The 3,422-nt window shown below is 60.8% G+C and carries 2 protein-coding genes; both read right to left on the reverse strand.

The window, feature by feature from the left end; genetic code table 11:
* Positions 1-263: 263 nt before the first annotated feature.
* A complete protein-coding gene (locus tag ABX749_RS26575; protein ID WP_145214228.1) occupies positions 264-1,703 on the reverse strand; it encodes a sigma-54 dependent transcriptional regulator in 1,440 nt (479 codons plus the stop codon).
* 149 nt (positions 1,704-1,852) lie between these two features.
* A partial coding sequence (locus ABX749_RS26580; protein WP_372898663.1) for a PAS domain S-box protein occupies positions 1,853-3,422 on the reverse strand: 1,570 nt, incomplete at its 5' end.

Below are 3,422 nucleotides of genomic sequence, written 5' to 3' on the forward strand. Positions count from 1 at the left end.
AGCCCTCCGGTTTTTGACGTTGTTTTTGAAACGCAACCGGACGGCTCGCGCCGTTCCGCTAACCGCTTGCGTTGTTTTGTGAGCGGCAGGGCGCGAGCCCTCCGGTTTTTGACGTTGTTTTTGAAACGCAACCGGACGGCTCGCGCCGTTCCGCTAACCGCTTGCGTTGTTTTGTGAGCGGCAGGGCGCGAGCCCTCCGGTTTTTGAGGTTGTTTTTGAAACGCGACAACGGCCAATGATCGCGTCGATGGAGTGCGACGCGATCAGCTGACGTCGATCCGCAGATGATTGATTCGGCTCCGCAGCGTCGGACGGCTGATGCCGAGGCGATTGCTGGCTTCGCTGATGTTGTTGCCACTCGACTTCATGACTTCGGCGATCAGGATGCGATCGACGTCGTCGTGAATATCATTGCCGATGGTGAACGAGCCCTCGGCAAATCGCCTGCGGATCTCTTTGGCCAGCCCGTCCTGCCAGTCTTGGGTGGACGTCTCGGCGGGGGCGGAGGCGGGCGACGTGGCGCCGAATCCGCTCGGCAGGAAGGACGGCAGGATCACCGGACCACTGGCCTTGAGCAACGTCTGCTTGATGATGCCTTGCAGTTCGCGAACGTTTCCAGGCCAATCATGGGCCAGCAGACGTTGCATCGTTTCCGGTGCGATGGACACGAAGTCTTTTTTGAGCTGGCGCGAGAACAGGTGGAAAAAATGTTCCGCCATCTTGGGAAGATCTTGGCCGCGCTCGCGAAGCGGGGGCAACGAGATCGTGAATTCGTTCAAGCGATAAAACAGGTCGCTGCGGAACGAACCGTCGGCCATCGCGGAGTCGAGATCGCGGTTGGTCGCCGCGATGATTCGCACATCGGTTTTGATGGTTTTGCTGCCGCCGACGCGTTCAAACTCCTTTTCCTGCAACACACGCAGCAGTTTGGTTTGCATCACCGGCGTCATGTCACCGATTTCGTCCAGAAACAACGTGCCGCCGTTACAGATTTCGAACTTTCCGATCCGTCGCTGCTCCGCGCCGGTGAACGCGCCTTTCTCGTGGCCGAACAATTCACTTTCCAGCAACGCTTCGGGGATCGCCGCGCAGTTGATCGCGTGGAACACGTGGTTGTGTCGCGAGCTGTGTTGGTAGAGCGCCCGGGCAACCACTTCTTTGCCGGTGCCGGTTTCGCCCAGGATCAAGACGGCGGTATCGCGCGACGCGACCCGGCCGATGGAGCGAAACACTTCGACCATCTCGGGGCACTCGCCCATCATTTGGTCGCTGGGTTTTTCCGACGACAAGCGTTCCTTTTCCGACGGCAGGATCGCGGGCTTGCGCGCCATGCGGCTCGTTTCGAGTGCCGCGTCGATGACGGGCAGAATCTCATCGGGCTCGAACGGCTTGGTGACGTAGTCGAAGGCCCCACCGCTCATCGCCGCGATCGCCGTTTCCGAGGTGCCATGGCCGGTCATCAAAATCACCGGAACGCGTCCATCGAGCTCGCGGATTTCGTGAATCAGTGCCAGGCCGGACTGGTCGGGAAGCTGGATATCGAGCAGCACCGCATCGGGCTGTCCGCTGCGAAACGCGGAAATCGCCTGTCCGGCCGATTCCGCCGTCACCACGTGATAATCCGGTTCGGGCAGACACAATCGCATGCATTGGAGAATCAGCGGGTCGTCGTCAATGACCAGCAGGGTTTGAGAATTCGTCATGACCGAGTCGGCATCGTGGAGGGGATGAGGTGGGATCCAGTATGGCAGGTGTGCGACGCGATCCAAGCCCTGGCGTGCAGGCAAACACCGCCACGCAAACAAGCCCGCCACTCAGTCAGCAGACGCCCCATTTGAGAACACGCGGCGCATCAAGTGAGCGGGGCGTCCGCGGGGGCGGGTTCGGAGGCTTCTTGGGTCGGCAGGACCGGCAGGATCACCGAGACCGTTGTTCCCTTGCCGACGATCGACTGCAGTCCGATCGCCCCGTCGTGGCCTTTGACAATCCCGATCGAAGTGCTCAGCCCCAGGCCGGTGCCCTGCCCCCGTGGCTTGGTGGAAAAGAACGGGTCGAAAATCCGATCCCGGATGCCGACCGGAATGCCGGTACCGGTGTCCGAGACGCTGATGACGACGTAATCACCGGGCTGAAGCGTGGTGTAGGAGAACGAGCGTTCGGTGACCAGCGTCATCAACGACGCTTCGATTTCCAGCACGCCGGTCTCGGACATCGCATCGCGCGCATTGATGGCCAGATTCATCACGACCTGACTGATTTCGGTTTCGTCACCACTGATGTCTGGCAGGTCCGGTTCAATCGTCAATTGCAGGTTAATGCCGGCCGGCAGGGTGCGTTGGATGATGGCCACGATTTCGGGCAAGAACGACTGCAGGCGAATCGGCTGGTGGACGCCGTCGCCGCCGCGGGCAAAGGTCAGCAGTTGCGAGATCAGATCGGCGCCGCGTGAAGCGCCGATGACGATGGTTTCCACCAGCCCGCTGCGATCGACGTTGGGATTGTCCCGCTGCAGCATTTTGCCGCTCATCAGAATTGGCGTCAGCAGGTTGTTCAAGTCGTGCGCGATTCCGCCGGCCAAGGCGCCGAGCGATTCGAGCCGCTGGCGACGCCGCTCGACCTGTTGCAGCTTCGTGCGGGCAACCAAGTCGAGGTCAAAGATGACATCACCGATCGATTCTCCTTCGTCAAACAGTCGCGTCCGTCGGCGTTCGATCCGCAGTCGTGTTCCGTCTTTCGCCGTCGCGCGCAGTTCCCCCGACCAGCGGGACGCGGTGTCGTAGTCGCTGCCGTGGACGTTGGCGGAATGATCGTTGGGGGCAACGATTTGCAGTAGATCGGCTGCCGTATGCCCGATCACCTCGGAGGCTTCATAGCCATAGAGTTGCCGTGCACCGCGATTCCAGTAGATGACGCGTCCGGCGGCGTCGAGCACATGAATCGGATCGGGGATCTCGGCCAACAAGGCCTCGTGCTGTTTCAACCTGAGCCGCGAAGCCTGTTGGTCGGAGACATCACGCACCGAAATCGCCAGACGCTCGATTCCGAAATCGGTGCGGGGTTTGACCGAGATTTCCGCCAACAGTGGTTCCCCGTCGGTGCGTTTGACTTTTACCCGTCGCAGCAGCAGCGGGTGTTGGCTTGGGTCGTCGAGCCGGTTGGCAAGCCATTCATCGATCACGGTCGTTTCGAAAAAGCGTGTCAGCGCCTGCCCGGGCAAGTCGTCGGCAGAAACGCCCAGCATTTCCGCCATCGCGACATTGACCACTTCGATCCGCCCCAAGTCGTCGGTCACGATGATCCCGTCTCCGCTGCTTTGGAACAACAGTTCGAATCGCTGATCGGCTTCGGCGGTTTTGCTGTCGGCGACCAAGCGGCGGTGATGTTCCGAGCGCCGCGCGGTGTACAGCAACGCCAGTGCGGCC

Origin of the sequence: Stieleria sp. (assembly GCF_041595215.1) — a bacterium.
GTDB lineage: Bacteria > Planctomycetota > Planctomycetia > Pirellulales > Pirellulaceae > Stieleria > Stieleria magnilauensis.

What these genes read in the sequence shown, in the direction of transcription:
- ABX749_RS26575 (WP_145214228.1), bottom strand. Translation starts at nt 1,703, where the DNA reads ATGACGAATTCTCAAACCCTGCTGGTCATTGACGACGACCCGCTGATT.